1 protein-coding gene is annotated in these 245 nt (G+C 35.9%); it reads left to right on the forward strand.

Features of this window, described 5'->3' with window-relative positions:
• Positions 1-245: hypothetical protein (locus KVT11_RS20385; protein ID WP_217609200.1), on the forward strand; the 245-nt coding region annotated here is incomplete at both ends.

Raw genomic sequence — 245 nt, forward strand, 5'->3', positions numbered from 1 at the left:
GACTCGAATACATACGAGGAATGGAATTAGAAACGGTGCAAATTAATCATTTGCACCGCAATCGCCTGTTACAGCTGTCTCGCTTGGGTTCAAGATATGAACCTTATGCATTCCGTGATTTTCAGGAAAATAAACGATATTCAATACTAACCGTCTATTTATTACATCTTAATCAAGATTTGACGGATAAAGCTTTTGAAATTCATGACAGACAAATACTTAGTCTCTTATCAAAAGGTCGTAAG

The organism is Bacillus sp. GbtcB10, assembly GCF_019091365.1.
Classification (GTDB): domain Bacteria; phylum Bacillota; class Bacilli; order Bacillales; family Bacillaceae; genus Bacillus; species Bacillus altitudinis.